The organism is Mojavia sp. (genome assembly GCF_059505145.1).
Map to the genome: position 1 here is coordinate 390,410 of NZ_JCACKA010000063.1, position 26,254 is coordinate 416,663.

Genomic DNA, 26,254 nt, shown 5'->3' on the forward strand with positions numbered 1-26,254 from the left:
AAACATCTAGCAAAAGGTTAAAAACTCATAATCATGTCAAAATAAGTTTTTTCTTGGAAAAGCATAAGCTGCTCATATATGCAATATCAAATGCAAAAAAATTTCCTTGCTCAGTAAAGAGGAGGAAAAATTGATACTTATAATTTCAAACTCAAAACTTTTTTAGATGTAGGGAATGAATAAACTGATACTTTTTGCTTAAGCAGATATTGCTAATTTGAATCACGGCGATCGCAACTCTGGGTAAGTTTGTAAAATTGCGATCGCCTGGTGTGTACACAGCTACATTAACATTGGGGATCAATCGACAAAATGCTTTCAACAAAGTTTTTCACCACCGTAGCTTGCTGGTTGCGTTGCGTCTCGCTGCTGAGGGTTGGGGGTTGATTTGGCCCAAATAATGGTTGATCGCCACCTTTGGAATTAAAGTGGTTTCTAACTACATACGCAGTCTGACCGTTGAAAGCAAATTTACCTACTAATGGTTCAATACGTTTCAGTTAGTGGTATTTGGTTTCGGAAGATCCCCCAACCCCCTTTTTAAGGGGGCTTAATTCCCTCCTTAAAAAGGAGGGATAGGGAGGATCAACTCTTATCTGAACCGTATTGACTAATGGTTTGGATCTGTAGGCTTATTTTGGAGAATAGGTATTAGTTCTAATACAAAAACGCGCTACTAGAGATTTGTAGCGCGTTTGAGTCAGAAAACATTGCCAGATATTTAACGGCGGAATCTATCAGGATTAAGTCTGAGATTAGGTGTTTGACGATTGTTGGTTTGGCTGTTGGAACGGGAACGAATTGCCACGCCATTTTTCAGTCCGCTACCATTGCCGCCATCTTTGCGATCAAGGAAAGGTTTAAGATTGATACCACTTCTAGAGGAAGAAACTCGATTGTTATTACCTAGAAGTGTGCGGCCTAAGTTGTATATATCACCTAATCCGCTTTGATTGTTGCGATAAGTGTTGACAGCTGTAGTTTGTTGTCCACTGTCAGCAGTAGTCAGGTTTTGGAATATACTATTGCGAACAGCATAGGGGTCTCTATTACGAGGTACTGTCAACACGATGCGGCAGCTGGGATCAGCCTCAGTGGTAACACAGATGATGTTCTCGTTATTTAGTACACCTGTTTGAAGTTCTTGTAAGCCATCTGGACGATAGGTTTCCAAGCGGTTGGCAATGGTTTGGCAACGAAGTTGCGAATTCCAGCCACCACCCAAAGCCGCAGGTGCTGCCCAAGGAAAGTATTGCCCTGGTTGGCTTTGGGGTTGATACATGATGGTGTACTGTCCATTGTAAGGCTGGCAGCTAAACCGAGTATTACTATCAACAGTGGTTGAAGTTGGTATGGTTGAGTCTGTTGGTATTGGTGTCTGTGTTGATGAACCTGTTGTTGGCACAACAACGCCACCAGAATCAAATTGGGCCATTGCTACAGAATTACCGAGGAAACAAGTTAAACCCAAACTGCTCAAAAAAATAAATTTAAAGGCTTGTGATGACATAAATCATCCTCGAATGAAAGAAGGTGGGGATATTGATAATTTAAGTGACGAAAGATTTTATTTTTTGGTTCATTTAGAAGATTGTTTTTTTTCTTCTTGTTCTTTTTTCTCTTTGAGTAGCTGTTTGACTCTTGCTCTAATTTGTGCATGACGTTCTACGCCTTCGTAGGCATAGCGGTTGTAACTACTACTAGCAATCAAGTTTTCTAAATAACTCACACGCTCGCTACCTCCTGGGTGTGAAGATAACCAACTAAGAGGAACATTTTTTTGTTGTTTTTCTAGAGTCATCATTAAGTTACGCAAGCCATCAGCAGCGTAGCCACTGGCAACAATCAGGCGTGTACCAAGGGTATCTGCTTGACGTTCCATATCGCGTCCATAACTGAGTGCAGAGAGTTGACCGATAATGCCGCCTAAAGGGATATATTGAGTGACGTTATAGACTAGATTACCTTGGGTGACTAATTGAAAACCGTGAGATAAAACTACATGAGATAATTCATGCCCAATTAACCCAGCTAATTCTGCCTCGGAGTTTGTTTTAGCGATCGCACCTGCATTAATAAATATTTTCCCCCCTGGCAGTGCAAATGCGTTCAGGCTTTCTTGGGGAATAACAAAAAATTCGTATTTAAAATCATTGCGTCCTGTTACCTTTACCAGTTTCTGTCCGATTTCATTGACATAGGCGACAACTGTTTCATCAGTAATTAGTTTCAGTTGTTGTTTTGCTTGCTTGGCTACTGATTCGCCAATTGATTCTTCGCCTCGTAGCAGCAAGATCGTAGAGTCAAGGGCGGAAAAAGGGCCAGCTAGACTGCCTGTGACAGCGTAACCTAATGCACCTGTAATAATGTTGGCGATCGCATTGCCTCTAATCTCTCCTTGAATATAAGATTTATAACGTTTGAGATTATCTTCGGCTAACTTTGTAAACTCCGGTGCTTGCGGATTTTTCGGGTTGAGAATGGCAAATTGACGCGCTGCTAATGAGGCTTCCATCCATTTTTTTGCCTCTGCGAGTGCTGTGACTCTAGCTTTAATTAATTCTGGTTGATCTGGATAAAGTGAAGATGCCCGTTCTAATATATCCAATGCTTGTTGAGGGCGATCGTATTGTTTGAGAACTTCAGCAAATCGAATATGTCCAGGGATAAATTCTGGATACTGCTGAACCAAAAGTTCCAGTGGTACTAGAGTTCTTGTTTGCAGCTTACTAGCTATCCCCGCTTCTGCTTCTCGCCAATATACCTTACCCCCTGAAGATAGTTGCGTGGGGTCGATTATTGCTGCTTTACGTTCTTGGGATTTGCTTGTTTTGGCAAAAGGTTCTTTTACCTCACGATAAATTTTTTCGGCTTCTGCAATTTGTCCTGCTAAATAAAGCTTGTCTGCTTCTATTAGTTTTTGCTGACGGGCGATTTCTTCAGGACTGGGTGCTGGTTCCTCTGCCAAATCTGGTTTTTTTGGTTCGCTTGCTTCAGGCTTGGGTGTAGCTTGTGGTATGACAACAGGCTTTGGTGTGTCAGTTGCTTGTGGCGTTGGTGAGTTTTGCAGCGCGTCCCGTAGCTGTTGTTCTCTTGTCTTTTCTGGATTGGGTGTATTCGCAGCTTCAATTTTGCTAAATGCAACAGGTTCTTGTGCGGGAACGGATGCTGTCGGTTGCGTCAGAATAATTAAAATAGATGTCCCAAATGACAGTAACACCCAGTTCAAGGCTAATAGCAGAGACTTTCTAGTTCGTTTCATACTGGGTTCCACTTATGTAGAAGGCACTTTTTTCAAGTATGAGGAATGACCTAAAAAGTAATTAAAAAATTTTGCTAAAAATAACGTTTAGTTTTGATTATTTTTAACTGATTAACAATTTATCTCATCACTTTAAGCTGCGATCGCAGCTGATACCAATTAGCACTCATGACTCATTACAATAATTCACCAGATGCGTATTCATCGCGCCTGGTGAACAGAATGTAGTTTTAACACATGAACATTACTATGATTGCCCGTTTCTCGCCTAACCTCTGCTACTTACCTGTACCTGTATAAGAAACTCGGTAAATAACGCCATTAGTATCATCTGTGAACAATAGCGAACCGTCTGGTGCAACGGCAAGACCCACTGGTCTACCAAATTGTGCCGTTCCTTGAGAGTTCAAAAATCCTGTGATGAAATCTTCAAATGCTACAGGTTTGCCCTGTTGATAACGTATCCGTACTACTTTATAACCTACGGGAGGGTTGCGATTCCACGAGCCGCGCATAGTTACAAAAGCATCGCTGCGGTATTCTTGAGGAAACTGAGAGGCAGTATAAAAAACCAAATCCAGTGGCGCACTGTGTGCCGTATAAGTTAAAACTGGCGCTTCGGTTTTAGCACAGTATTCTTCCTTGGTTTTGCCTTGCGGGTTTGATGATAAATATACATCAGGACGGCGATCGCCCCAACAAAACGGCCAGCCGTAGTCTGCACCCTGCACAATTTTATTCAATTCTTCTGGTGGTTGATCATTACCACGCCAATCTGAACCATGATCTAAGCCCCACAATTCTTTAGTTTCAGGATGCCAAGCAAAACCGATAGTGTTGCGTAAACCTTGAGCATAAATTGTCCGCTTGCTACCGTCAGGTTGTGCCCGTAGTAATGTAGCGCTCTCGTTGTTTGTTTCGTCACAGGCGTTACAAGTGCTGCCTACACTTATGTAAAGTAACCCATCAGGGCCAAAGGCAATTGTGCGATTTGGGTGTTGTCCTGCATCGGGCAAGTCATCAATCAACAGCTTTGGCTTGCCTACATTTCCGCCCTTTCCTAAATCTAGTGCGTATAGCTGTCTGTCTGTGACAAAGTAAAGACGATTTTGATGAATCGTGATCCCATTAACATATTTATGCCCTGATGCAACAGTCTGTATTTGATCAGCACGTCCATCGCCTTTAAGATCACGCAGCGCTAACACATCACCTTGTTCGCGGCGGGTGACATAGACAGTACCATCAGAAGCAATTGCTAAGTTCCTGGGGTTGCCTAAGTCTTTGGCAAACACATTAATGCGAAATCCCGCAGGCATCTTAAGTTGTTGTAAGAGCGATTCTCGAAATTCTAAACGCTCAGGCGTTGCAAGGTAGCCTTCCATACGCTCTATTCTTTGTTGCTGCGGTTTTTGGGCACTGCTAGGAAAATTCATACTCAGCAGCAAAGCAAAACCGATGTATAAGCTTTTCGCTTTCACGGCATTATTCCTTTAATTTTTAATATTAAGAAGACTGGGTAAAATTTCAGTTGCCTAAGAATCCCAATGTTCAAAAAATACAATCTTTGTGCTAATTTCAAAAAGTATTTTCAATAATTTCCGACATATAAAATAATACATTGTTCATGTATTTACATCTTTCTATTGGAATAATTAATACAATCTATAAATAACAAATCCCTCTAATTAAAAAAGTAAATAACCCTTTAGATAGATTTTCTAACTCAACTACATTAGGGAAATTCTTGTGATGAGCAGGACAAAAATGTCTGTAATTTCAGAAAAACTACTGTCTATTTGCACAGTGAGTTTTAGTTTTCTGATAGTCTTCTTCAATTCTGTTTTAGCGGAGGAAGTTCAGCATGAAAGAACATTTACACAACTTGAGCATGAGGAGCAAACAGAGCTTCAAACTACATCTGTTGAGCAGCTTTCAGACGTACAATTTACTGATTGGGCATTCCAAGAGTTGCAATCCTTAGTTAAACGTTATGGTTGCACTACTGGATACCCTAATACCACTTATAAGGGTAATCAGAGATTAACTCGTTATGAGTTTGCTGCTGCATTAAATTATTGCTTAAACACAGTTCAACAACTGACAGAAAATCAAAATATTATATTTACTTCTGCTGAAATTTCTACTTTACAACGTTTAAAAGATGAATTTGCTGCAGAACTAATGTCTTTACAAAAGCGGTTAGATAATTTAGAAGCAAAGAGTGCAGAAATAACAGCAAATAAATTTTCACCTATAACTCGATTAAGCGTTTCTGTTGTGCTGGCAGCAAATGATGCGATAGGAGACAGTGCTGATGGTAACCCCAATTCTGCAATTGATGCTAATTTAGCATTGAACTACCGCGCTCGAATGAATTTCCTCACCAGCTTTACAGGTAGAGATAGATTGCTTGTACGTTTGCAAGCTTCAAATAGAGTGCCAAATTTTAATGGCGCAACTGGCACAAACATGACGCGACAATCTTTTGAAGTTGGAAATACAGATAATAATATTGCTCTCAATTTATTAGAGTATCAGTTTCCTGTCAGTAAAAATTTTAAAGTTTATCTTTACGGAAATTCTGCTTCTCATCATTACTACGCAACAGTAATTAACCCATATTTCGCTAGCTTTGGTGGTGCAAAAGGTTCTCCTTCACGTTTTTTGGAACGTAATCCTATATACCGTATTGGGAATACTACAGGTAGCGGTTTTGCCGGAGTTTATAGATTTAATGATTCACTAAGACTGGATTTAGGGTATCTCGCACAAAACGCTGAGATTACTACTGGTGCGGCAGGATTATTTAATGGTACTTATAGTGGTTTACTACAGCTTTCTTATCAACCAGTCTCAAACGTTGAACTGGGATTGTTGTATGTACGTAACTATTCTGCGAACGGCGATTTATCGCATCGAACAGGTAGTACTTTCTCAAACATTCCTTTCGGTTCAGGTGTACCCCTTACTTCTAATTCTTATGCTGTTGGAGCTTTATGGAAGATGTTTCCTCAGTTTGCTGTGAGTGGGTGGTTTGGATATATTAATGCTGAACGAGCGGATGGGATAAAGGGCAATGCTGATATTATAAACTACGCTGTAAATCTTGCTTTTCTTGATTTATTTAAAAAAAGTGCTGTAGGTGGATTAGGTTTTGGAATGCCGCCTAAAGTTATTTATAATACGATGGCAACACGAGAAGATAAAGGAACAGGATTACATTTTGAAGCTTTTTATGAGTATCCTTTAACTGAGAATATTAAGCTTATACCAAGCTTATTTTATCTTACTAATTCTAATCATAACAATGTGAATAGTGATATTTTTGTCGGCACAATGAGGACTGTCTTTAGTTTTTAACGGCTATTGATTCTGATTCTTCTGCCGGAAAATTGCAACATTTTCCGGCAGAAGATTTAGATTGACTTAACTTGTCAATGCCCAAACTTTACCAAGGGCCGGAAATAGCAAAGGTAATTCCTGGTGTCTGCATATTCACAAACATAATTCGACCGTCGGGTGAGAAACAAACTCCAGTCAACTCATTTGAGTTCAATGCGTTACGGGCAAATTTATAAAGTGCGCCAGTCGGTGTAATACCCACAACAAAGTCAGTACCGCCACCATCTTCGGTGAGGAATAAATCACCGTTGGGCGCAACGACAATGTTATCTGGAAAATCTAGAATATTCGCATTGTTAGGTTCTATGTACAGCCGCAGTGTGTTGGTAGCAGGGGTGTAGCGCCATATTTGACCCACTCCAGCACTACCACCACTAGTACAGCAAAAATACATATCTCCATTGCCATAGAAAATACCTTCGCCACGAGCAAACTTAGCAGCGCCTAAACTAAAGCCCGTAGTCCTTACTGTATCACTAGAAGGATCGGGGTTGGTAATCCGAACCCAATCCACTGTGTACGCTTGACCGACTGTAAACCCTGTGGTGGTGTTTGCTTGGGGTCTTGAAGGAATTCTCAAAGCATACAACGCACCACCTGCACTCAAGTTATTCGGTGTGTTAGGCACGAAGCGATAGAATAAGCCATCACCTCGGTCTTCGGTCATATATACATAACCTGTGTTGGGGTCTACAGCTGCTGCTTCATGATTGAACCGCCCCATCGCTACTAGGGGTACAGGCGTTACGAACCCAGTTGCACTACTAGGTACTTCAAATACATAACCATGCTTTTTGTTACCTACCTCAAAACTTTCTTCGCAACTGAGCCAAGATCCCCAAGGGGTTGGGCCACCAGCACAGTTGCGGTAAGTGCCTGCCAAAGAGCCGTAGTGCCTAATTAAAGTCCGAGTCGAACTGACTACCAAAGTTGTTGTGCCACCTTTTCCTTGAGTGTCGTATTTACTCGTGTTAGGTGCGCCAATGCTGGTAGTTGATGCCGGGTTGAGTTCGTGGTTGCGGATCAGAATTGTATTACCATTAGCTCCTGAAAACGCTGCCATTCCGTCGTGACCACCTGGAACTTTGTAGCCATCGGTCATTGTTTGCCCAGTTTCAGACAATCTTACATAAGAGAATCCAGCAGGCAGATCCAAAACACCTTTAGGGTCAGTTTGCAAAGAGCCATAGGGGCCTGCTGCTAAAGTTCGTTTAGCAAAGAAAGCCTGCAATGGAGATAACATCAAAGCACCAGCAGTACTTGTCCCAGCTAGGCTAAAAAATTGACGTCTAGATAAGGTCACTATATGCTCCTTAGTTTTTGACCAAAGCCTACTAGCAGTAGTTCAATGGATAGTTATTAAGGAGAAAGAGTGATTTATATCCATTAAGAGAAAACTAAGTCAACTTTATGAAAGCCAAAATAAACAATATGTAAAATGTCAAAATATATATTTAATAAAATTTGTTTTTTATTAACGCAGTATTAATTAAAGTCAAGGCTACTTATGCAAAGTTTATTAAAAGCGATCGCCTTTCTCAGCTAATAATCATTCAAACTGCTTCTGTGTATATCTTCATAATATTTACATCCTGATGACGCTACAGATTATGTAACCTCTCAAAGGCACATTAATTATCTCCATTTTTAGAGCTTATGCAAAAGATTCTTCATTGACACTTAGTGTCAGGAAATGAGGCTTGTTAACATCTACATCCCTAAACTTTTACACCGTTACGCTCCTTACCCAAACCTCGATTTTTGCGATCCATGGGTAATTATTAACATACATAATATTCCTGACGCACTGATTTGTTTTGAATCTATTGCAATTAGTTGCTAGATTTTCTTCCATAGCAATAAATTAATAGCTTGTTTAATCAGTCCTCACACAACTTATATTGACTTTTGTTCTTAAAAGTTCTAGATTTTTATATTGGGCTAGTTGCAACTAATTTGCAAAAAACCTGAGAATAGTTCCTAATGGAGAGTTACTAATGAGTGTGAAAAACAAAGGCTTGTTGGGTGCTGGAGCTGCATGTGTAGCGCTTGCAGGTCTAGCACTCAGCACATTTGGAGGAATGCAGGCGACGATCGCCAATTCTACTTTTAATCAACAAGCACCACGCTTACTTGCCCAAAGACAAAAATTAAATAACTTAACAGTAGTCTTTCCTAGCCGGGCTGATTCTACAGACTTGCAAAGTAAGGCGAATTCAGTAGCAGCATTTCTGTCAAAAGAACTAGGAATACCAGTTAAAGCCCAAGTAGGAGATGATACAGCTGCGGTAGAAGCCTTAAGAGCAAATCGGGCTGATGTGTCTTTCTTGAGTAGCCGTCCGGCGTTGAAAGCTGAACAATTGGCCAATGCTCGCTTGTATTTAGCCGAGGTACGTGACAACTATTCAGGAAGATACACTTACAGTTCAGTATTTGTTGTACCCAACAATAGCCCTTTGAAAACTAGAAATAACGCCAAAGCAACCCTAGAACAATTGCGGGGCAAAAAAATGGCGTTTACTTCCCCGACTTCTGGCAGTGGGTTTATTTTCCCCGTTGGTGAGTTGGTAAAACAGGGATTTGTGCCTAACCGCGATCGCCTGGATGGTTTCTTCGGTCAAATTAGCTACGGTGGCAATTACAGCAAAGCATTGCAAGCCGTTGTTCGCGGTCAAGCAGATGTAGCTGTTGTGTCCGAATACGCTCTTAACCCACCGTATATTACACCTGAAGAAAAAAATCAGTTGCGCGTGCTTCATCGAATTCCCGGTGTCCCAGCCCACGGTATCGCCATTGATGATGACGTTCCAGCACCAGAGCGGGAAAGAATTATTAACGCTCTACTCAAGTTAAATCAGTCACAAAATAACCAACTGTTACGTAACTTGTATAACTCTACAGAGTTAGTGCGAGTAGATCATGCTCGCCACTTAGCACCCATCAAAGATGCATTAACACGTGTTGGCATTGCACCTTAATTTAGTTGTCAGTTATCAGTAAACAGGCTGATAACTGATCAGTGAGACTTGATAACTAATTATGGATTTGACCGAGGCATGAGAGATTATGTAATTGAGTGTCACAACTTAGAAACAGCTTATGCTGCTTCTCTAAATCGCCCTATCCTCAATGGTATTAATTGCCAGATTGAACGAGGTGAGTTTGTTGTGTTGCTGGGACTCAATGGTGCTGGTAAATCTACTCTGCTGCGATCGCTAGTTGGATTAGTGCCACTGGTACGGGGAGAAATTCAGATTAATAGTGTAACGCTGACTCCCCGCACACTAGCTGCAATTCGGCGCGATGTTGGGATGTTATTTCAAGGCGGCGGATTAATTCGGCAATTATCAGCAATGGAAAATGTCCTATGTGGACGCCTTGGTGCTAAGACAAGTTGGCAAACTTTATTTGGATTTCCCAAACGCGATCGCCTTTTAGCACTAGAATTATTGGAACAGTTGGGATTAAGAGAGTTTGCCGATCAAAAAACTAGCCAACTCAGTGGTGGACAACAACAAAGAGTAGCGATCGCCCGTGCTTTAATTCAATCACCACAGATTTTGTTAGCCGACGAACCGATCACTGGGTTAGATGTGATAGCTTGCCAACAGGTAATGCAAACTTTATCTGAATTACATACCCAGCACGGCATGACAATTGTGGCAGTTTTGCACGATTTGGGGATAGCTGCGGAATATGCTCAACGTGCGATCGTTGTAGATGCGGGACGCATTGTTTACGATGGCCCTTGCGACAATCTGCAAGCGCAATTTTCTCAAGTTTAGATTTTTGAATTAAATTTTTGAGTGAAATTTCCGAGTATTGAGTAGAGATGCAATTTTGCAGTCTCTTTTCTAGAGTGTTGAACGCAAGCGCAAATTCATGAATTACTTCTTTAATTCAAAACTCCTCCGGCGCTACCCTTGGGTGAGTTCCCTACTCACTATATTAATTGCGGTTGTCGTTTATGTTTGGGCATTGCAAGGTCTCAAAGTTGATTTTAACTTGCTGACTTCCAGCTGGCCCTACATCACTGATTTTATCTCCAGGTTATTCCCTCCCGATCCAGCAGTTTTAGATATAGCCATTAAAGCGCTAATTGAAACTGTACAGATGTCACTCTGGGGAACCACTATCGGGGCAATAATCTCTTTGCCAATTGCTGTTGCTAGTGCCAGCAACATTGCTCCCCGATGGTTGCAATGGTTGGCTAACTTATTGCAAAACGCAGTCCGTTCTGTCCCTTCAATTATTTTGGGATTAATTTTTGTCGCTGCAACTGGATTAGGCGCACCAGCAGGAACCTTAGCTTTGGGAATTTACACTATTGGCTACCTGGCAAAATTCTATCAACAGGCAATTGAAGCCGTTGACTCTCGTTCTATCGAATCGCTAGAGGTTATAGGAGCATCGAAATTACAAATTGCTCAATATGGAATATTACCCCAAGTTTTGCCACTGGGATTAGGTTATACCTTATGGATGTTTGAGTACAATATCCGTGCCGCTTCTGTGTTGGGTGTAGTCGGCGCTGGTGGTATTGGCTTTCAGTTAAAAAGTTATATTGACGGTTTTGAATACACCAAAGCTACAACCATGATGCTGGTACTTTTGGTAGTCGTCACGATCATTGATGCCTTCAGCAGCCAATTACGTCGTCGGCTCGATTCAGAGTGCTGAATCTTGAGTTGTGAGTTGTGAGTGCTGAGTTCTGATCTCTGCCCTTGCTCCCTTGTCCCCAATGCCCAATTCCCAATTCCCAATCCTTTAACCTGACTTACGCGTTGCTGTGAAATTTTATCAATCAAATTTGTGGCTTGAAGCACTTACTCAAGCAGTACTGTTGCAAATAACTTGCATAATGTACTGCCAAGGACGAACAGAACATCTAAATAAATTTATTATGATATTTTCTCATTAAATACTGAAAGCTCAACTAGCTATTAATTGCTAAACTGGCTGTAGTTATCGTTACTTGCTGGGAATGGTTCAGCTTTTGTTCCTCGCTCTTGTCGGCAAAATGTTTGTCCATGAGTGCAGGAACTTGTGTAGCTTGAATACGGCTATAGCGCGTTTTGTCTGGCATTATCAAATTGGGGCCAGCTTTGCAGTTTTTCATACAACCAGTGCCTTTAATAGTTACTTGGTCTTCTAAACCGCGATCGCTCAAAGCTGCTTCTAAGGCCTGACAAAGTCCTTTACCACCACGCTTCATGCAATCAGATTTTTGGCATACCAAAATCGCAGCCTTAGCCTTAGGTGCTTTTGCCTTAGTATTATTAATAGATGGGACTTCTTTCGATTGAGTAATAGCCTGAACTCTTCCTACCTCAGGACTTGCCGCCATCACACGTTCAGCTTTCAGTGTGACTTTGCCACTTTCAACTTCGTGCTTTTTTTGACCTACAATTTGCAGCCAAGTTCCTGGTGGTAAACGCAAATCAAAAGCAAATCGTAAATTTTTAGCCAGTTTTACATAGAATTCACCGTCATTGGTTCCTATCAGTAGGCCTTTGAGCTTATAGCCATCTTTAATCACAAAATCCAGAAATCTTCCTTCCAAACAAAATTGTGATACTTCGGTAGTGTGAGATTCACTCATGTTTTTTACCTAGTTATTTACTTAGACAAGCTATTGGGCGAGACAGTATTAGCGTTAGTGGCTTTGCCAGCTTTTCTCCAGACTCCAAATCAGGTTTTGGCGGGAAACTGTGAATTGCCGCATCACACTCCAAAGTTGAATAGCTGCTATGGGATTGGCAATTTCAACTTTCAAGGGCTGATTAGACTCGCACCAACAGGGAATATCTAGTTCCCGTAAGCGTTGATAGACTACCCAGCGGTCTGCCCAATTAACCTCTAAGATGTGCTTGCTTTCTACTTCTGAACTGAACGATTTCAAGAGACTAACCCTCAAAGTGCAACAAACTTGCAGTAATCACCACGCTTTTACTCCCTCCTGTTTCTCATATTTGGGAGTTCAGCCTTTTAAACAAGGATAACTTAAGTGCAAACAATTCTCAATTATTTTAGATAAAAATCTCAAATATTTGCCATAAACTTCTACTAAAAAAGGCTGAAAAGACCAGGGAGTAAGCTCATCCCACCCCTAAAAGGAATGGAATTTCGTGGCCATGGGAAAGAATGCCAATGACAGCACGCCCACTCAGGGCCCCAAGACGGCACTGGCTCCCCTATGACGCCAGTTGCCTCAAGTCGGGAAACCCGCCCACGGCACTGGCTCCCCAATGCCCCAAGCGACGGGGAGAGCAACGTCCACCCACCTTGGGGATGGAGTTTACCGTCGTTTTCAATTGAAACTTTTAGTACTAAAAAATTCAAAATTCCGTGATATTTATCGGAATTACTTTTTATTTTTAGAATGTTAATATGTAGAGACTCAGCAGTTAAAAACTATAACTACTGACAAGCGAGGAGAACTATGTCTGAAACGAAAACTGTATTACGCAATTTTGGTCATGTTTACGACAATCCTGTATTACTAGACCACAGTGTAACTGCCCCGGTTACCGAAGGATTTAACGTCGTATTAGCGAGTTTTCAAGCACTTTACTTGCAATATCAAAAACATCATTTTGTAGTTGAAGGTGCAGAATTTTACTCGTTGCATGAGTTTTTTAATGAAAGCTACAAAGAAGTGCAAGAACACATCCATGAAATTGGAGAGCGCTTGGATGGACTAGGTGGCGTGCCAGTAGCTTCCTTCAGCAAATTAGCGGAATTAACCTGTTTTGAGCAAGAGCCTGATGGAGTATATTCTGCTCGTCAGATGGTAGAAAATGACCTAGTAGCAGAGCAAGCTATTATTGGCTTGATTCGTCGCCAAGCTGCTCAGGCAGAGAGTTTAGGTGATCGTGGTACACGCTATCTCTACGAAAAAATTCTCTTAAAAACTGAGGAGCGGGCTTATCATTTATCTCACTTCCTTGCCAAGGACAGCTTAACCTTGGGTTTTGTTCAACCTGCTCAAAACTAAGACTCTCATAATTTAGATAAGCTTCCCTAGACTGAAGAAAAAATTGGCAGAAGTAGGTCTTAAAAAAATATAAAAATTTGCAGAGAGTAGTATAGCTAATTCTCTGCAATTTTTAATTTAAGTATATAAATTAATATATTAATTCATATTGAGAATAATTAGCAGTTAGCTAGTTAGGAATTATTTTTATCTAACTTATTTGTTTAATTTTAATATTAACTCAAGTTATGATGTACAAAAGTAACATAAATATGAAAATTATTATTATCTAAGAGAATAAAGAGTTGCAACTTTATTAAATTTTTTTCGATGAGAAGTATATAAAAGTTAGACATACAAAATAGGTGATTAGTACCGAAGCATAAAAAGTAATTCTTCTCATCCCTCAATCTTTGCTAATCCCCCTCCCGGTCATCAAACCTAGAAAACTTGGTAATAAACAGTATGACTAGGGAAAAAGAATCTTAAAATAATCAGGATTTGTATTCTCTTAGTTCACCCCAACGACTATGCCCCGCCGTCAAGACCTCCGGAAGATTCTGCTGTTAGGCTCTGGCCCAATTGTGATTGGACAAGCCAGTGAGTTTGACTACTCTGGTACCCAAGCCTGTAAAGCACTGCGAGAAGAAGGCTACGAAGTGGTACTGGTCAACTCCAACCCTGCGACAATTATGACCGATCCGGAAACAGCCGATCGCACTTACATTGAGCCGCTGACACCGGAATTGGTCGAAAAAGTCATCGCTAAAGAGCGTCCCGATGCCCTGCTACCAACAATGGGAGGACAAACCGCCCTCAACATTGCCGTTGCTCTCGCAAAAAATGGTGTTTTAGAAAAATATAACGTCGAGTTAATTGGCGCTAAGTTGCCAGCTATTGAAAAAGCTGAAGATAGAAGACTGTTTAACGAAGCAATGGCCAAGATCGGCGTGAATGTGTGTCCTAGTGGCACAGCTTCATCTTTAGAAGAATCTAAAGCGATCGCCCGGCAAATCGGCACTTATCCCTTAATTATTCGTCCTGCTTTCACAATGGGTGGTAGTGGCGGCGGTATTGCTTACAACCAAGAAGAATTTGAAGAAATGGCACAGGTGGGTATAGATGCTAGCCCCGTTTCGCAAATTCTCATTGACCAGTCCCTACTCGGCTGGAAAGAATACGAATTGGAAGTAATGCGCGACTTGGCAGATAACGTAGTGATTATTTGCTCAATCGAAAACCTCGACCCAATGGGCATCCACACCGGAGACTCAATTACCGTCGCTCCTGCTCAAACTCTTACTGATAAAGAATACCAGCGACTGCGGGATATGGCAATTAAAATCATCCGCGAGATTGGCGTGGAAACGGGTGGTTCCAATATCCAGTTTGCCATTAATCCAGTTACAGGGGATGTGGTCGTGATTGAAATGAACCCCCGTGTATCTCGCAGTTCCGCTTTGGCTTCTAAAGCCACTGGTTTCCCGATAGCTAAGATGGCGGCCAAGCTAGCTGTGGGTTACAGCTTGGATGAAATTAAAAACGATATCACCAAGAAAACTCCGGCATCATTTGAACCGACAATTGACTACGTAGTTACCAAAGTCCCCCGCTTTGCTTTTGAAAAGTTTCCTGGTTCGGAACCAGTGCTGACAACGCAAATGAAATCCGTAGGGGAAGCAATGGCTATTGGACGGACATTCAACGAATCCTTCCAAAAAGCACTGCGCTCTTTGGAAACTGGACGTGCTGGCTGGGGTTGCGACCAAGCCGAAAAATTACCCAGTGGTGAACAAATTCGCGCCCAACTGCGGACACCCAACCCCGATCGCATCTTTGCTGTCCGCCATGCCATGCAGTTAGGCATCAGTAGTGAGGAAATCTACGAACTCACAGGTATTGACCCCTGGTTCCTAGATAAAATGCAGCAATTGCTGGAAGTAGAAAAATTCCTCAAACGAACACCCTTAAAGCAATTGACAAAAGAGCAGTTGTATGAGGTCAAACGTGATGGATATAGCGATCGCCAAATTGCCTATGCCACCAAAACCACCGAAGATGAAGTCCGGGCATACCGCAAACAGCTAGGAGTCATCCCAGTTTACAAAACTGTGGATACTTGCGCCGCTGAGTTTGAGGCGTTTACCCCTTACCACTACTCTACCTACGAAGAAGAAACAGAGATTTTACCAACCAGCAAGCCGAAAGTGATGATTTTGGGTGGTGGCCCCAACCGCATTGGACAGGGAATTGAGTTTGATTATTGTTGTTGTCACGCTGCCTATGCTTTGAAAGGAGCAGGATATGAGACGATTATGGTCAACTCTAACCCAGAGACAGTCTCTACAGATTATGACACCAGCGATCGCCTCTACTTTGAGCCATTAACCAAAGAAGACGTACTCAATATTATTGAAGCCGAAAATCCCGTAGGCGTGATTGTCCAGTTTGGTGGGCAAACACCACTGAAGTTAGCTGTACCTTTGCAACAATTTCTCAGCACTCAGAACTCAGGACTCAGCACTAAAATTTGGGGAACATCGCCAGACTCTATAGATATGGCAGAAAATAGAGAGCGATTTGAAAAGATTCTCAACAAATTAAATATTGCTCAACCGCCCAATGGTATTGCCCGGACTTACGAAGATGCGCTGATTGTTGCTCAACGTATTGGTTATCCGGTGGTGGTGCGTCCTAGTTATGTGCTGGGGGGAAGGGCGATGGAAATCGTGTATTCCGATACAGAATTGGAACGCTACATGACTTTTGCGGTGCAGGTAGAACCGGAACACCCAATTTTAATCGATAAGTTCTTGGAAAATGCGATCGAAGTCGATGTAGATGCGATCACCGATCATACCGGGCGGGTAGTGATTGGTGGCATCATGGAACACATCGAACAAGCAGGGATTCACTCTGGCGATTCAGCTTGCACTTTACCCTCAATTTCCCTACCACCAGCAGTCCTCAATCAAATTCGTACTTGGACGGTGCAGCTAGCACAGGCACTTTCTGTAGTAGGACTGATGAATATTCAGTTTGCCGTTGTTGGTGGCAGTAGCTATTCTCCTCAAGTTTACATTCTTGAAGCCAACCCCCGTGCCTCTCGTACAGTGCCCTTTGTTTCTAAAGCAACTGGTGTGCAACTGGCAAAACTAGCATCCTTAATTATGTCAGGTAAAACTTTAGAGGAGCTAGGCTTTACCGAAGAAGTCATCCCACGGCATATTGCGGTCAAAGAAGCAGTATTGCCATTTAATAAATTCCCCGGTACTGATACAATATTAGGCCCAGAAATGCGCTCTACTGGTGAGGTAATGGGAATTGACAGCGATTTTGGACGCGCCTATGCCAAAGCAGAAATCGGTGCTGGAGAGCGTTTACCTTTGTCTGGAACCGTATTCGTGTCGATGAACGATCGCGACAAAGCAGCTGCTGTGAGCGTCGTCAAGGAATTTATCGATTTAGGATTTACTGTGATGGCTACATTTGGCACACGCCAAGTTCTTCAAGAACATGGGTTAGATGTTGAGTTAGTGCTGAAGCTTCATGAAGGTCGTCCTCATGTTTTAGATGCCATCAAAAATCAGAAAATCCAACTGATTATCAACACTCCTTCGGGAGAAGAAGCCCACACTGATGCTAGATTAATCCGTCGCACAGCCTTAGGTTATAAAATTCCCATCATCACCACCATCGCCGGCGCAAAAGCTACAGTCGCCGCTATCCATTCCCTGCAAACTACAACTTTGGATGTGAAAGTCATCCAAGATTACTGCATGATGCCTTAAAGACAACTTTTTTGCCAACCTCGAATCAGCGATCATCAGCGATCAGTCATACTATGTTGCGATCAGACAGATTTTGATTTCCTCACCTCTGCTCCTCTGCTGCCCTAATTTACTATCTTTGAATGCAACTCGGTATCAGTAAGGGTATAGGCAATACTTGGGATAAGCGTTGAGTCATCCAAGATTCAGATCCCCCCGCCTATGGCGACCCTCTTTCTAAGGCTACCGTGTACACACAAGTCTTTGAGAGTTGTCCCACAGGCTTTTGATCCCCCCAACCCCCCTTTAAAAGGGGGGCTAAAATCCCTCAAAGTCCTCCAATTTATCGGAGGATAATGACGGATCTACAATGATTTCGGTTTAGTACACAGATGTGTGTACACCGTAGCTTTCTAAGGGGGGTTGGGGGATCTAAATTTTAGGCTTCAGTGCCTAAGCCTTACTTAATTTTTCCCAATCCCGTAAATAAACTTCTTGCCAAAGATACTTTTGCAAGAGGTGGGGAAAAGGTAAAAGTTTAAAAGTTAAGAATAAACAGGAAATCTCATCTTTTTCACCTTAATTGTTGTACCGAATTCTATAAGTATTTATTTGTCCATCTTTCTATAGGCATAAACCTTTGTTGTCCGCAGCCAGAAAAATTAAGCAATTGTTATAAGAGAATAATTATACTTATCATTGAGTTATTTTAAGGAATATGAGAAAGTTATTGTCTGTCATGGATATATTGATGCGATCAGCTTCTAGGGAAGCTTTTAATCTATAAAAGCATTGTATTAACTGGAATAAAATCTAAATCTTAGGCTGTGATCTAGTCAATTTTTCTCATAAATGTTACAATAGTTAACAATAGCCCTAATGAAAGAATACAAAAAATGTTCTATTAGTAACCTTTTATCTAACTCTAGATACTTGTGAAACTGGGTAAATAACTGTAACGTCTAGAGCAGTTAAAACCCTAAATTTTTGATTATTATTAGCAGCCGAGTTTATCGGATGCATTAATTGCAAACATATTGCAAACCTGAGTATGGGTTCCCAGCCTGAGTGGGTAGTACCTTCGCAAAGCATTTATTAGTTAATGACCCTAACGTCACATCCATCCCTATCAATGAGTAGCGCCATGAAGACCGCTCCGACAGCCACAGACCTTGTGCGGACTTACCTGCGTGAGATTGGCCGCGTGCCGCTCTTAACGCACGAGGAAGAGATTTTTTATGGCAAACAGGTGCAACGTTCAACTGCTTTGCAAGAAATGAAGGAGTACCTTGCCAGCCAGTTAGGCCGAGAACCAACTCTAGAAGAGTGGGCAAAAGCAACTGGGCTGGAATTGGCAGAGTTGAACGAAGTGATCGCTGAGGGTGAATTTGCCAAGCGCAAGATGGTAGAAGCCAATTTACGGCTCGTTGTATCAGTTGCCAAAAAATATATTAAGCGTAATGTTGATTTACTAGACTTAATCCAAGAAGGTAGCATCGGGATGCAGCGGGGCGTGGAGAAGTTTGACCCCACAAAAGGCTACAGGTTTTCGACTTATGCTTATTGGTGGATTCGTCAAGCCATTACGCGGGCGATCGCCGAAAAAGCGCGCACTATCCGCTTGCCAATCCACATCACCGAGAAATTAAATAAAATTAAAAAAGCACAGCGACAATTATCTCAAAAACTGGGACGTGCCCCTTCCGCTGCGGAATTAGCGCAAGAATTAGAATTGACTCCTAAACAAGTACGAGAGTACTTAGAAAAGGCACGTCTACCGTTATCTCTAGATTTGCGGTTGGGGGATAACTACGACACCGAACTTGGAGAAATGTTAGAAGATCCGGGAGCTTCTCCAGAAGAGTTTGTGATGCAATCTTCCCTATCTTATGACTTAGAGCGCCTGATGGGAGATCTCACCCCACAACAGAAGGAAGTGATCACCCTACGCTTTGGGTTAACAGATGGGCAAGCTCTAACATTAGCAAGAATTGGTGAAATCCTAAACATTAGCCGCGAACGAGTACGGCAAATTGAACGGGAAGCCTTAACCAAACTCCGCAAGTCCAAAGCCAAGATGGATGAATACTTGGCAAGTTAGTCAGCCGTCTTTAGTGATTAGTACTTAGTAGCTAAGAGCTAATCACTAACGACTAATAACTAGTGAGGTGAGAAAACACGCTGCTTTTGGTACGGTTACACCGACTGCCTGATCATATTTAGCCTGTTACATTAATTGACAGGAACAATTAATAGGTAGCTAAATCCAGTACACAATAAGCACTTATTTTTATAAAGTCGCAAACACCACAGCTAAGATTATTAGTCAAGGAGATGAAACGTGAGTAACCCATCCAATAGAGTCTCAGAATTTTTTAATAGTGAGTCAGAAACTGGCGATTTACTCTGGCAATACGTTAAATCCTTGAGTCCAGAGACAGTTAGCCAGTTATCCAAACCCACTTCTGCTGAAGTGCTTCAGGTGATGGAACGCAATATTGTGGGGCTTTTGGGCAACCTGCCTTCAGAACACTTTAATGTAACTATCACTACTAGTCGGGAAAGTCTAGGTCGGCTTCTCGCCTCTGCAATGATCAGTGGTTACTTCTTGCGTAATGCTGAACAAAGAATGAATTTTGAAATGGCTTTACAAGGTAGTGAAACCAACAACAGCGAAATTGACTAGTTATTGTTGGCTTTATAGGTTGACACACTTACAGCCACATCATCAAAAATAAACCTCTGCGAAATCCTCATAATCTGCCTTCCCTTCCCTCCACTTTGATTTGCAGCTAGATATTAACCATATCTGACTTACAATCGCTACGCTGATGATAATGGATTTTGTTCAGCAATTAGATTCACATAGAATATAAGCAATTTGGGCAGAGGTTAGCTCTGGCAATTTGAAATTTTAAGTCATCAGCCAATAACTGAATCCAATCAGATTTAGGCTAAGTTTACTCAGCTTTGAAAATGGATTTAAAACTATGAAGTAGCAACTATGCGGTTGAGCAGCAGAAGCAGAATTTGCTGGTTTCGGCAACAACAGCTGCAATCAACGGTTAGCATAATTGCATAAACACCATTTAAAGCTATTTCATTCGCAATAAAATACAAACTCGGCAGGCATGAAGCCAGCTTGCTGAGTTCTATTATTATTCAGTAGCGGATAGTAGCTTTATCTTCCCCTTTCTTCCATCAACCATGAATGAAACCAGTTCTCCCATACCTCATAAAATCATTGGTGTTGCCGTAATTTGGAACGACCAAGAGCAAATTTTAATCGATCGCCGGCGTCCGGGAGGAGCGATGGGGGGTTTATGGGAATTTCCTGGTGGCAAAATAGAGTCTGGCGAAACTGTCGAAGAATGTATCCAACGGGAAATTTACGAAGAACTGGGAATCGAAATTGAAGTGGGAAGCCATCTGATCACTATTGACCACACCTATACCCATTTGCGAGTTACCCTCACAGTACATCACTGCCGTCATCTTACTGGTGTTCCCCAACCACTCGAATGTGATGAAATTCGCTGGGTTAGTTTGCCTGAACTAGAAGAGTTTGCTTTTCCCCAAGCCAATGTGCAAATTATTGCAGCTTTAAAGGGGGCAGGGGGTTGGGAATTTGGGAACTAGGGACTGGGGACTAGGGGCTGGACAATTTACTTAATCCCCAATGCCCCATGCCCAACCCCCATACCGTAACAATGTATTAACTGTGTCAGGTTAAGACTCGTAATTTTCTACAATAATCGCAAAGACTTTGATCCGAGGTGTCAGTAAGCAAATGCCTAAAACAGTTGCCGAAGTAATGAGCCGTGACCCAATTGTTGTCCGATCAGAAACTCCGCTCAAGGAAGCCATACAACTTATCGCAGAACGACGGATTAGTGGGCTGCCTGTTGTGGATGATGTTGGTCAATTGGTGGGCATTATCTCAGAAACTGACTTAATGTGGCAAGAAACAGGAGTGACTCCTCCGGCATACATTATGTTTCTTGATAGCGTCATCTATTTACAAAATCCCGCTGATTATGAGCGTGACTTGCACAAGGCGCTGGGACAGACAGTTGGGGAAGTGATGAGCAAAAATCCGATCACTATTACCCCAGATAAAACTATAAAAGAAGCAGCCAAAATCATGCACGATCGCAGTGTTCACCGATTACCAGTGCTTGACAGCGCGGGTCAGGTAATTGGGATTCTCACCCGTGGTGACATTGTTCGAGCAATGGCAGCAAGTCAAGATTAGTGTAATGGGGATTGGGGGCTGGGGGCTGGGCATGGGGCAGAGGGCAGAGAGACAAGGAGAATAACTCCTAACTCAGCACTCAGCACTTAGCACTCACGACTATTAGCTTGCTGTTCACTGTTGACTCTTTTAAAACTCTTGGAAAATTTAGGATAAGTGAATGAGTATTACTCCTGATTCTGTTAAGCAAATGCTCAGTTCTGAGGATTTGGGCGATCGCTTGCGAGCTGTGAATCAAATTCGTGACTTGGAACCTGCGATCGGCTTTGAACTAATTCAAAGTGCGATCGGTGATAGCAGTGCGCGTGTGCGTTACTCAGCAGTGAGTCAGATGGATACACTCGGCGCACAAGATTTAGACTTATCGTTGAATATATTACGCGAACTGTTGCACAATGACCCGGAACCGGATGTTCAAGCAGCAGCAGCAGACTGTTTGGGTGCGCTGAAACTTCAAGTAGCTTTTGAAGACTTGCAGCAACTTTACAACACAACTCCCGAATGGCTAGTTAAATTCAGCATCATCGCTACTTTAGGAGAATTGGGCGATCCGCGAGGTTTTGAACTACTCAAAGAAGCACTCTCTTCAGATAATGACTTAATCCAAACTGCTGCTATCAGTTCTTTGGGTGAGTTGGGAGATATCCATGCAGTTGAACTTTTAGCGCCTTATGCAACTAATCCAGATTGGCAAGTCCGCTACCGAGTCGTGCAAGCCTTAAATCTTTTGGGTGGTGCAGATGCCAAAGCTATATTAGAAACTTTGGTGAATGATGAAGTAGAGGCGATCGCAACTGAAGCTAAAAAAACTTTGCAGTCAGTCTGAGTTCGCATTTTGAGGAACAGTCAACCTCACTTTTCCATAGAATTACCGAAACTGGAAGCGTCGTTTTCAATAAAGTTTCTCTTGAAAATAATTAAAGGTTCGCAGTAATCGCTAAATTACTACAAACCCAAAACCCATAACACTTAATTGAAAACCGATATAATTGGATAGATTTTGTACGGGGTGGTAGTCTTTACAATTGTTCTACCACCTTTTTTTTCAGCAATTTTTCTGCTGGTTTTTATTAACTAGCCAGAGTTTTGCGGCGGCGAGACATAGCCATAGCTGCACCTACTGCACCCAAGCCAAGTAATGTAGCTGGTTCAGGAACTGTAGCAAAGTAACTAGCAGAATAAGTCAGTCCCGAAATTGTTTTACCTTCAGCAAGAGCTTTGTCAAAATCAGCTTTCTTACCTACTTTTTGGAAAGTAAAAAATCCTTGCCCTTGGCTTATTTCTCCAGTTAAACTTTTAAAGAAGCCATCGACTGTGACCTTTAGAGCAACGAAATTTCCAGCTTGTTCCGTTATATAGCTAGCAGAAGTCAAATTAAAGATGTCTAATCCATCTTTAGCACCCAAGTCAAGGAATGGATTAATTGCTGATGCAGGGGAACCAAAGCCCAAAATGTTGTTTATTGTACCCCCGCTAAAACTTCCTAAAGTTCCACTGCCATTAAGAATTAGAAATGTTTTTGGATCAAGGAAAGTTAGAGAATCTTGTTTTAACTCGGCTGTGGTCAAACCTACCATATCGAACTCACCAGTCAATGCAGCCGCTTGAGCAGAACTAGCGGAGGCAAACATTCCAGCAGTAGCCAAGGGAATTGCAAAAGTAGCTGCTAGAGTTGTGTTTAGTACTTTAGATTTCAAACCAAGCATTGTAATTTAAAGCTCCTATAAAAAAATTTAAGAGGCTGAGTGCGTTATTTACTGTGCTGCAATCTTAAAACTAGTTATGAATGTATCCTGTTTTCACAATCTAGATAGCATTGCCGCATTAAAAACTTAGGTAGAATGCTATTTATTTTTTAGGCGTTCGTTGGCTGATGTGTTCGTTACTTCTACAGAATTACATAACTATCTAGAGATACGCAAGGTCTACGTATTTATCTTGATAAAATCTTCATTACCTGCATAGTGCTTTTTCTTATATCTCTCATCTCTTAGAGTTGAAATTTATAGCAATAGCCTTGAATTACATAGGTTTGACCTCAGTACATCTGTCAAATCGCTATATTTTATTTTTGAAGATTAATACACAGATTTTTTGTAATACTGGCTAGCGTAGGTGAGTTTGTATTTTGTAATTTATATAAAGCAATTTTGTTTTTGGTATAAACTAATAATGAAGTTTTTATAGTTTGATTATAAAAAGATGATTTAGTAGGTTGAAAACGCGACTGGAGGTTAGGTTTTTAATTACTGAATCGATACTCTAGTTACACTTGAAAAGTTTGAATTAAAATATCACATTATTCTTTTGTAATAAAAATTTAGGCAGTAGTACATAACTCAACCTGTATAAAGATTTTTATTTACAATATTTCGTGTTAGCTCATCTAATACCAATTCAAATAATGTTTGCGATACATAAATTATTCTTAAGGGCACAACAATGTTGTGCCCCTACCCATCTGTCGCATTCTTTTTTCAAATTGGTATAAGCTTTGATAACAAAATTTTAGGTTAAATTCTAACTACTAAATACCTGTGGCCAAGTTGTGTATAAGAAAACTGCAACTGCGGCGATCGCTAATATACCCTGAATTAAATTCCCAACCAAGGTTCCTACTACAATTCCAATACCAGCTTTAATTGCCAATCCCAGTTGACGTTGGTAAAGATACTCACCGATAATCGCTCCCAGCAGTGGGCCGATTAAAATACCTAACAAGGGGCCGCCAAAAGGCAAAGCAGGTAATAATCCAAAAAATCCCAGTAGCAAACCGACAAACGCGCCAATTTGTCCCCATTTACTAGCACCTGCTTGTTTTGCTCCTATGTAGCCTGCTAAGAAATCAACTCCAATACTGAGCAACAAAACAATAACTGTCACAATTAGCGGTATCTTAATTGCAGCAAAAGAACTGCTAACAACTCCCCAGATAATAATTGCAATTAAAATTAAACTGGTTCCAGGAATGGCAGGAACTACAGCACCAATAATACCCACAACCATTACGGCAACAAGTAGCCAATAGATAATTTGCATAAAATTTTAATTTTCTGATTCAACTTGCAAGTAAGAATTAAGAGTAACCGCTAATTTATCAGCAATTCCAGCAATCCAGTTTTCATCTTGTTTGGTGTAACTGCGCGGTGCGTTTGCTCCTAAAATTAGTACACCTTCGTTACCAATAGGTTGACAAATTACACCTTGAGTATTTTCTGGTAAATAATCAAATTCAATTCTGCCTGGATATATTTTTAAAGCAACTAAATAAATTGCCTTTTTTGTCTCCAATACCCGTTTTAAAATTGGCCCTGGTACAACCTCAGATTTAGTACCCAAAATACCGCGACGCAACAAAACTTTACCTTGATAAACAACCACAAGCGATCGCGTGACTGTATTAGTTAACAATAAATGCGATGCCCAGGCTAATTCTGTTTTGACAGCTTCTGGTAAATCTGCTGCCAATACAAAACCTTCTTCCCCAATTAGTTGTACAACATCAGGCGATCGCGGCTGTACTTGCTGCCAAATTAAACCAGTCAAAATTAACACTGCACTCAAAATCACACCCACCACATCTCCCCGCGCTTGAGATTCTGTGATTTCCGGTGTTAACAATCGGTTAATGAGCAAAAGTACAGCGCCTAACCCACCAACAACAAAGGGTAGACGCCGTAAAAATCGATTGGGATCAGATTTAGTCATGCCTCTTTAGTGCTGAGTGCTGAGTGCTGAGTGCTGAGTAAAGATACTAGTCCCCAGTCCCCTTCCTTGTCTCCCCTGCTCCTCTGCTCCTCTGCTTCCTTGCTACTGTGTTGTTTACTCTTCTCCAGGTTCAATTATCCTTTGAAACAGATAACCAGTACCTCTGGCTGTGAGAATCAATTCTGGGTTGCTAGGATCATCTTCCAACTTTGCGCGTAAACGTGATATATGCACATCTACCACGCGGGTATCTACATGACGTTCTGGTGTATAACCCCACACCTCTTGCAAAATTTCGGAACGAGAAAAAGCTTCTCCAGAGCGGCTAACTAGTAACTCTAGTAGGCTAAACTCCATACCCGTTAAGCGAATGCGCTCATCGCCTTTATAGACTTGACGCTTATTCGTATCAATTTTGATATTTCCAACGTGGATTACCCCAGAACTGGGAATTCCAGAAGCCCCGGTTTTGTCTACCCGCCGCAGCACTGAGCGAATACGAGCTTCTAGCTCTTTAGGGGAAAAAGGCTTAACTACATAATCATCAGCACCCAATTCCAAACCAGTGATGCGATCCGCTACGTCCCCCAAGGCTGTTAGCATAATAATGGGGACATCTGATTCTTTGCGTAATTCTTGGCATACACCATAGCCATCTAGTTTTGGCATCATTACATCCAAAACTACCAAGTCAGGATCAGCTTTGCGAAAAGTTTCCAAAGCTTCTTCTCCGTCACCCGCTGTCACCACATCGTAGCCAATCATAGAAAGGCGCGTTTCCAAAATACGACGAATGCTGGCTTCGTCATCTACCACTAGGATTTTTTCTTTATGACTTTCCAAGTTTCTCAACGCTCCTTAACTAAAATTTTTCATGA

General features: G+C 41.6%; 23 protein-coding genes. 12 read left to right on the plus strand and 11 right to left on the minus strand.

What is annotated here, in order from left to right; translation table 11 throughout:
• Positions 1–151: 151 nt before the first annotated feature.
• The 4 genes from AC5JL8_RS14000 to AC5JL8_RS14015 all read right to left on the minus strand — a co-directional run bounded on the left by AC5JL8_RS14000 (position 152) and on the right by AC5JL8_RS14015 (position 4,743).
• Positions 152–325, minus strand: coding sequence for a hypothetical protein (locus tag AC5JL8_RS14000; protein ID WP_495880374.1), 174 nt, complete (start codon positions 323–325; stop codon positions 152–154).
• A gap of 396 nt (positions 326–721) precedes the next feature.
• On the minus strand, positions 722–1,510 hold the full coding sequence (locus tag AC5JL8_RS14005; RefSeq protein WP_495880375.1) for a COP23 domain-containing protein: 789 nt from the start codon (positions 1,508–1,510) through the stop codon (positions 722–724).
• Positions 1,511–1,579: 69 nt separating this feature from the next.
• On the minus strand, positions 1,580–3,262 hold the full coding sequence (locus AC5JL8_RS14010; RefSeq protein ID WP_495880376.1) for a M48 family metalloprotease: 1,683 nt from the start codon (positions 3,260–3,262) through the stop codon (positions 1,580–1,582).
• A 278-nt stretch (positions 3,263–3,540) separates the two neighbouring features.
• Positions 3,541–4,743: a PQQ-dependent sugar dehydrogenase gene (locus tag AC5JL8_RS14015; protein ID WP_495880377.1), complete on the minus strand. Its 1,203-nt coding sequence runs from the start codon at positions 4,741–4,743 to the stop codon at positions 3,541–3,543.
• 286 nt (positions 4,744–5,029) lie between these two features.
• Here AC5JL8_RS14015 and AC5JL8_RS14020 point away from each other — a divergent pair, with 286 nt between their 5' ends.
• Positions 5,030–6,625 (plus strand): iron uptake porin, encoded by a 1,596-nt coding sequence (locus AC5JL8_RS14020; RefSeq protein WP_495880378.1) that lies wholly within the window; start codon positions 5,030–5,032, stop codon positions 6,623–6,625.
• Between the two features lie 88 nt (positions 6,626–6,713).
• On the opposite strand, the gene AC5JL8_RS14025 is transcribed toward AC5JL8_RS14020, so the two are convergent.
• Positions 6,714–7,970, minus strand: a complete 1,257-nt coding sequence (locus AC5JL8_RS14025) for an alkaline phosphatase PhoX (protein ID WP_495880379.1) — start codon at positions 7,968–7,970, stop codon at positions 6,714–6,716.
• A gap of 694 nt (positions 7,971–8,664) precedes the next feature.
• Between AC5JL8_RS14025 and AC5JL8_RS14030 the strand changes: the two genes are divergently transcribed.
• The 3 genes from AC5JL8_RS14030 (at position 8,665) to phnE (ending at position 11,347) form a co-directional block, all read left to right on the plus strand.
• Complete coding sequence (locus AC5JL8_RS14030; RefSeq protein WP_495880380.1) at positions 8,665–9,645, plus strand: phosphate/phosphite/phosphonate ABC transporter substrate-binding protein; 981 nt, start codon at positions 8,665–8,667, stop codon at positions 9,643–9,645.
• Between the two features lie 78 nt (positions 9,646–9,723).
• Positions 9,724–10,452, plus strand: coding sequence for a phosphonate ABC transporter ATP-binding protein (locus AC5JL8_RS14035; protein ID WP_495880500.1), 729 nt, complete (start codon positions 9,724–9,726; stop codon positions 10,450–10,452).
• A 97-nt stretch (positions 10,453–10,549) separates the two neighbouring features.
• The gene (gene phnE / locus AC5JL8_RS14040; RefSeq protein ID WP_495880381.1) at positions 10,550–11,347 is read left to right on the plus strand and encodes a phosphonate ABC transporter, permease protein PhnE; all 798 of its coding nucleotides are present in this window, start codon (positions 10,550–10,552) and stop codon (positions 11,345–11,347) included.
• A gap of 256 nt (positions 11,348–11,603) precedes the next feature.
• Here phnE and AC5JL8_RS14045 read toward each other — a convergent pair whose 3' ends face one another.
• Together AC5JL8_RS14045 and AC5JL8_RS14050 are read right to left on the minus strand one after the other, a co-directional pair.
• Positions 11,604–12,269, minus strand: coding sequence for a (2Fe-2S) ferredoxin domain-containing protein (locus tag AC5JL8_RS14045; RefSeq protein ID WP_495880382.1), 666 nt, complete (start codon positions 12,267–12,269; stop codon positions 11,604–11,606).
• 54 nt (positions 12,270–12,323) lie between these two features.
• Positions 12,324–12,569 (minus strand): Asr1405/Asl0597 family protein, encoded by a 246-nt coding sequence (locus AC5JL8_RS14050; RefSeq protein ID WP_495880383.1) that lies wholly within the window; start codon positions 12,567–12,569, stop codon positions 12,324–12,326.
• 248 nt (positions 12,570–12,817) lie between these two features.
• Here AC5JL8_RS14050 and AC5JL8_RS14055 point away from each other — a divergent pair, with 248 nt between their 5' ends.
• The 8 genes from AC5JL8_RS14055 (at position 12,818) to nblB (ending at position 22,494) form a co-directional block, all read left to right on the plus strand.
• Positions 12,818–12,985 (plus strand): hypothetical protein, encoded by a 168-nt coding sequence (locus AC5JL8_RS14055; RefSeq protein ID WP_495880384.1) that lies wholly within the window; start codon positions 12,818–12,820, stop codon positions 12,983–12,985.
• Positions 12,986–13,109: 124 nt separating this feature from the next.
• Positions 13,110–13,664, plus strand: a complete 555-nt coding sequence (gene dpsA / locus AC5JL8_RS14060) for a DNA starvation/stress protection protein DpsA (RefSeq protein ID WP_495880385.1) — start codon at positions 13,110–13,112, stop codon at positions 13,662–13,664.
• Between the two features lie 509 nt (positions 13,665–14,173).
• Positions 14,174–17,434, plus strand: coding sequence for a carbamoyl-phosphate synthase large subunit (gene carB / locus AC5JL8_RS14065; protein ID WP_495880386.1), 3,261 nt, complete (start codon positions 14,174–14,176; stop codon positions 17,432–17,434).
• A gap of 1,123 nt (positions 17,435–18,557) precedes the next feature.
• Positions 18,558–19,514 (plus strand): RNA polymerase sigma factor, RpoD/SigA family, encoded by a 957-nt coding sequence (locus AC5JL8_RS14070; RefSeq protein WP_495880387.1) that lies wholly within the window; start codon positions 18,558–18,560, stop codon positions 19,512–19,514.
• Between the two features lie 240 nt (positions 19,515–19,754).
• Positions 19,755–20,099 carry a DUF760 domain-containing protein gene (locus AC5JL8_RS14075; RefSeq protein WP_495880388.1) on the plus strand — a complete coding sequence of 115 codons (345 nt, stop codon included), beginning with the start codon at positions 19,755–19,757 and terminating at the stop codon, positions 20,097–20,099.
• 521 nt (positions 20,100–20,620) lie between these two features.
• On the plus strand, positions 20,621–21,052 hold the full coding sequence (gene mutT / locus AC5JL8_RS14080; RefSeq protein ID WP_495880389.1) for an 8-oxo-dGTP diphosphatase MutT: 432 nt from the start codon (positions 20,621–20,623) through the stop codon (positions 21,050–21,052).
• A 151-nt stretch (positions 21,053–21,203) separates the two neighbouring features.
• A complete protein-coding gene (locus AC5JL8_RS14085) occupies positions 21,204–21,668 on the plus strand; it encodes a CBS domain-containing protein (protein ID WP_495880390.1) in 465 nt (154 codons plus the stop codon).
• A 160-nt stretch (positions 21,669–21,828) separates the two neighbouring features.
• The gene (gene nblB, locus AC5JL8_RS14090) at positions 21,829–22,494 is read left to right on the plus strand and encodes a phycobilisome degradation protein NblB (protein WP_495880391.1); all 666 of its coding nucleotides are present in this window, start codon (positions 21,829–21,831) and stop codon (positions 22,492–22,494) included.
• A gap of 244 nt (positions 22,495–22,738) precedes the next feature.
• Here nblB and AC5JL8_RS14095 read toward each other — a convergent pair whose 3' ends face one another.
• The 4 genes from AC5JL8_RS14095 to rpaB form a co-directional block, all read right to left on the minus strand.
• Complete coding sequence (locus AC5JL8_RS14095; protein WP_495880392.1) at positions 22,739–23,374, minus strand: PEP-CTERM sorting domain-containing protein; 636 nt, start codon at positions 23,372–23,374, stop codon at positions 22,739–22,741.
• Positions 23,375–24,188: 814 nt separating this feature from the next.
• Positions 24,189–24,707 (minus strand): DUF456 domain-containing protein, encoded by a 519-nt coding sequence (locus AC5JL8_RS14100; protein WP_495880393.1) that lies wholly within the window; start codon positions 24,705–24,707, stop codon positions 24,189–24,191.
• Positions 24,708–24,713: 6 nt separating this feature from the next.
• Complete coding sequence (locus AC5JL8_RS14105; protein WP_495880394.1) at positions 24,714–25,376, minus strand: cofactor assembly of complex C subunit B; 663 nt, start codon at positions 25,374–25,376, stop codon at positions 24,714–24,716.
• A gap of 114 nt (positions 25,377–25,490) precedes the next feature.
• Positions 25,491–26,219 (minus strand): response regulator transcription factor RpaB, encoded by a 729-nt coding sequence (gene rpaB, locus AC5JL8_RS14110; RefSeq protein ID WP_017742704.1) that lies wholly within the window; start codon positions 26,217–26,219, stop codon positions 25,491–25,493.
• Positions 26,220–26,254 lie beyond the last annotated feature (35 nt).